The organism is Streptomyces sp. NPDC057654, from assembly GCF_042800135.1.
Classification (GTDB): domain Bacteria; phylum Actinomycetota; class Actinomycetes; order Streptomycetales; family Streptomycetaceae; genus Streptomyces.
Genome location: NZ_JBHVHQ010001049.1, coordinates 1 through 2,668, shown reverse-complemented (window position 1 = coordinate 2,668; position 2,668 = coordinate 1). Strand labels below are relative to the sequence as shown.

Annotated in this window: 3 protein-coding genes and 1 pseudogene; 1 reads left to right on the top strand and 3 read right to left on the bottom strand. The window is 72.1% G+C overall.

Annotation, left to right across the window (positions count from 1 at the left end; genetic code table 11):
- A pseudogene (locus tag ACFU99_RS40215) lies at positions 1 to 466 on the bottom strand (hypothetical protein); the annotation flags it as partial.
- A gap of 201 nt (positions 467 to 667) precedes the next feature.
- On the opposite strand from ACFU99_RS40215, the gene ACFU99_RS40210 reads away from it, so the two are divergent.
- Positions 668 to 967, top strand: a complete 300-nt coding sequence (locus tag ACFU99_RS40210) for a hypothetical protein (RefSeq protein ID WP_384402693.1) — start codon at positions 668 to 670, stop codon at positions 965 to 967.
- Positions 968 to 1,046: 79 nt separating this feature from the next.
- On the opposite strand, the gene ACFU99_RS40205 is transcribed toward ACFU99_RS40210, so the two are convergent.
- Positions 1,047 to 1,991 carry an aldo/keto reductase gene (locus ACFU99_RS40205; RefSeq protein WP_384402690.1) on the bottom strand — a complete coding sequence of 315 codons (945 nt, stop codon included), beginning with the start codon at positions 1,989 to 1,991 and terminating at the stop codon, positions 1,047 to 1,049.
- 101 nt (positions 1,992 to 2,092) lie between these two features.
- Positions 2,093 to 2,668, bottom strand: a 576-nt coding sequence (locus tag ACFU99_RS40200; RefSeq protein WP_384402687.1) for a M23 family metallopeptidase, incomplete at its 5' end; no start/stop codon positions are given.

Sequence of the window (2,668 nt, the reverse complement as noted above, 5' to 3'; positions counted from 1 at the left end):
CCCTGGTGATGGGCAGGCTCTCGACCAGGAGGTGCCCGGCCGGCCAGCGGCGGGTCCTGATGACGCGGACGTAGTCGGCGTCCGCGACCCGGCGGTCGTCCGGAATGAGCACCTCCACCGGTGCCAGTCGCGCCGCCTCGTGCCGCGTCGTGGAACCCGGCGCCATGTGCAGCGCCGCCCTGCCCGTCAGCAGCGCCGACCTCCCCGACAGCGGCGCCCCCGCCGCGCGCTGCCCCGCCGCGTACAGCACCGCCGCCAGCAGGCGCTGGACCGCGTCCGGCACGCCGGAATGGAGGAGGTAGACGCGCGGCAGCACCCGTTGCCACGGGCCGTTCTCCCGCGCCCTGTTCCAGATCGCGCCCTGGGAGACCCCCAGGGCGCGCAGCTGCGCGTGTGTGGCCAGGCCGCGTTGGCGGCGGACCAGTCGGGCCAGTAGCGCCCGGTCGTACGAGATCGGCGTAGGCATGGGCAGTTGTTGCCCAGCAGGAACGGTCCCCCTGCCCCGGCTTCCCCGTTTCTCCCCCTACTTCATCCCCCGCGGAACGTCACACCTCATCATCGGGTGTCCGCCTCCGCACCCCCAGGCGTAGGGTCGAGGAAACGTTCGAGTTGTTTTGTCGCGTTGTGTTATCGCGTTGTCTTGTCACAGATCGTGGAGGTTGCGGAAATGGCTGGGGTTCCGACGTCTGTAGTGGCCGCCGCCGGGCTGGTCGGCGGTTACGGGGTGGCCCGATGGACCAATAGGCGGCCGCTCGGCGGGGCCGCGCTCGCCGCCGCCGGCACCGTCGCCGCGCGGCAGTGGCAGCAGCGGTCCGGCACCGGCGCCGCCGCCGCGCTGACCGGGCTGTACGTGGCCGCCTTCGCCGGCTCCCACCCGCTCGCCAAGAAGGTCGGCGCCTGGCCCTCCGTCTTCGCCGTCGCCGGCGGCGTCGCCCTCGCCTCCTGGGCCGTCGAGCGGCGGGCATAGGCGAAAGCGCCAGGGTCTCGCTGCCCGTCGTCCAGCGGCGGGGGCGGCGAGGCCCGGCCCAGCCCGGCCCGCCCCGTTCCTACTTCGACGCCTCCGTCAGCAGCTCCACCTCGTCACCCGTCAGCCGCAGGTCCTCCACCGCCAGCAGCGCCGGCAGCTGCCCCGTGTTCCGCGCACTCGCGATCGGGCAGACCACCGTCGGCTGAGCCGCGAGCCACGCCAGGGCGACCGTCGCCAGTTCGGCGCCGTGGGCCTCCGCCACCTTGTCCAGCGCCGCCAGAACGCGCTGCCCGCGCTCCGTACGTACGTACTCGGCCGCGGTACCCGACCGCGCGCTGTCCACGGTCACGCCCGGCCGGTACTTGCCGGTCAGGAAGCCCGACGCCAGGGCGTGGTACGGGACCGCCGCCACCCCGTGGCGCGCGGCGGTCTCGGCCAGATCGTCCTCGTACGTATCGCGCGAGACCAGGTTGTACCGCGGCTGGAGCGCGACGTACTTGGCCAGGCCCTCCGCGTCGGAGAACGTCAGCGCCTCCTCCAGCCGGGCCGGCGTGATGTTGGAGGCCGCGATCTCGCGGACCTTGCCCTCCCGCACCAGCTCGTCCAGGGCCGTGATGAACTCCGACACCGGCACGGTCTCGTCGTCGTAGTGCGTGTAGTAGAGATCGATGTAGTCCGTGCGCAGGCGGCGCAGGGACTCCTCCACGCCCGCCTTGATGCCGTGGGCGGCCAGGCCGCGCTTCTCCGGTACGCCCGCGCCGACCTTGGTGGCCAGGACGACGTCCTCGCGGTTGCCGCGCGTCGCGAACCAGTTGCCCAGGACGGTCTCGGACTCGCCGCCCGAGTTGCCGGGGACCCAGGCGGAGTAGACGTCTGCGGTGTCGATGAAGTTGCCGCCCGCCTCCGTATAGGCGTCCAGGACGGCGAAGGACTCCGCCTCGTCGGCCGTCCAGCCGAAGACGTTGCCGCCGAGGCAGAGCGGATGGACGGACAGGTTTCCGATCTTCTTGCGCTTCTCAGCCATACGGCCATTTAACGCCTCTCACGGGCGTCTTCACGGCTCGGTCGGACCCATCCATTCCGTTTAAGCCACATGGGTCTCAAGTAACCCGTCGGCCCCGCCCGTTACAGCTTCAGGCCGTGGTCCCGCAGCCACGTCATCGGGTCCACCGGCGCGCCCCCGCCCGGCCGCACTTCCAGGTGCAGATGGGGGCCGGTGACATTGCCGGTCGCGCCGACCCGGCCGATGACGTCGCCCGTCCGCACCTTCCCGGAGTTCACGGCGATCGACGACTGGTGGCAGAACCACAGCTCAGTGCCGTCGTCCAGGGTGAGCACCGTGCGGTAGCCGTACGAACCCGCCCACCCCGCCTGCGTGATCGCGCCGCCGTGCACCGCCTTGATCGGCGTACCCGTCGGCGCCGCGAAGTCCTGCCCGGTGTGGTTGGCGGACCACATGTCGCCCGACTGGCCGAATCCGGCGGTAAGCGTGTACGAGCCCACGGGCAGCGTGTACGAGCCGCCCGACGCCTTCACCGGCTGCGCCGCCTGCTCCGGTTTCGCCGCCTGCTCGGGCTGCTCGGGCTGCTCCGGTTGTGCCTTCTCCGCCGCCTGCTCCGCGGCCTTCTCCGTGGCTTCCTTCTTGGCCGCCGCTGCCGCCTCGGCCTCCGTCTTCCGCTTCGCCGCCGCGTCGGCGGCCTC